The organism is Streptomyces phytophilus (assembly GCF_013870535.1).
Taxonomy (GTDB): Bacteria; Actinomycetota; Actinomycetes; order Streptomycetales; family Streptomycetaceae; genus Streptomyces; species Streptomyces phytophilus.
The window spans coordinates 1-1,135 of the sequence record NZ_JACBXC010001633.1; the positions used below are offsets into that span (position 1 = coordinate 1).

The window sequence follows — 1,135 nt, forward strand, 5'->3', positions numbered from 1 at the left end:
TCGTCGGCGGGCTCGCCGTCGTCGTCCTGGGCGGCGGGGCGGGGGTCGCGCTGCTGCGGCGGGCGCGGTAGCGGCTCAGAGGTCCGTCAGCTGGAAGTCCCCGTTCGCGACCGGGTAGGCGGTGATGACGAGCGTGTGCGGGCCGAAGAGGCGCAGCGGCTGCATGGAGCGCCGCCGGGTGCGGGGCACGCGGAACGCCCGCGCTTCGCGGTCCCAGTCGTACCCGGTCTCGATGAGGATGTCGTACGTCCCGGCACGGAGGTCGTACAGGTCCGCCCGGGCGGAGGCGGGGATGCGGACGACGAGGTACGGATCGGCCCGTCCCAGCGCCATCCGGTCGCCGTAGGACGACAGCGTGCACACGGTGTCTTCGGTACCGGCCTCGATGCACAGGTGCTGACGCCCCCGGACCGGCGGCGGCACGATCGTCTCGTACCCCGGTTCGACCAGCCGCGGCTGGTACGGGACCGGGCGGCCGGCGGGCGGGCGCGCCGCCGGCACCTTCACCGGGGGGCCGCCGCGGCTGAGTCTCCTGAGCAGAACGGCCGCGACGGTGATCACAGTGGCGAGGAGTAGGAACAGAATGTATAAACGCATGCCCTCCGCCGTCCGCTCGCGCCGAGGTGAACGCCAGTCCTCACCGCACATCCTCCCCCAGCGGAGCCGCGGCGGTCGAGGGTCGGGAAACCCGGCCCTCAACTCCTGCCCGTCTCCGAACGGACCACCGCCACCGGGCAGTTGGCGTGGTGCAGCAGCGCCTGGCTCACCGAGCCCAGCAGCATCCCCGTGAAGCCTCCGCGCCCCCGCGCGCCCACGACCACCAGCGCCGCCTCCCGGCTCGCCTCGATCAGCGCCTCCCGGGGGCCGCCGCGCAGCACGCGGCGGTCGACGGGCACGTCCGGGTAGCGCTCCTGACGGCCCGCCAGCGCCTCGGCGAGCAGCCGCTCCTCGTTCGCCGCCAGGTCGCCGGCCCCGCTCGCGTACGGTGCGGCCGGGTCCTGCGGGGGCGGGACCTCCGCCTTCCACGGCGACCAGGCGTGTACGGCGAGGATGCCGGTGCCGCGCATCGCGGCCTCGGCGAAGGCGAACTCGATCGCCGCGTCGCCCGCCGGCGAGCCGTCCACGCCCGCCACCA

2 protein-coding genes are annotated in these 1,135 nt (G+C 75.0%); both read right to left on the bottom strand.

Annotation, left to right across the window (positions count from 1 at the left end; genetic code table 11):
• Positions 1-75: 75 nt before the first annotated feature.
• Positions 76-597, bottom strand: coding sequence for a hypothetical protein (locus H5J30_RS34795; RefSeq protein WP_181791795.1), 522 nt, complete (start codon positions 595-597; stop codon positions 76-78).
• 98 nt (positions 598-695) lie between these two features.
• A partial coding sequence (locus H5J30_RS34800; protein WP_181791796.1) for a universal stress protein occupies positions 696-1,135 on the bottom strand: 440 nt, incomplete at its 5' end.

Bases quoted from the DNA above. Each gene is read 5' to 3' on its own strand.
- H5J30_RS34795 (WP_181791795.1), bottom strand. From the start codon at position 597: ATGCGTTTATACATTCTGTTCCTACTCCTCGCCACTGTGATCACCGTC.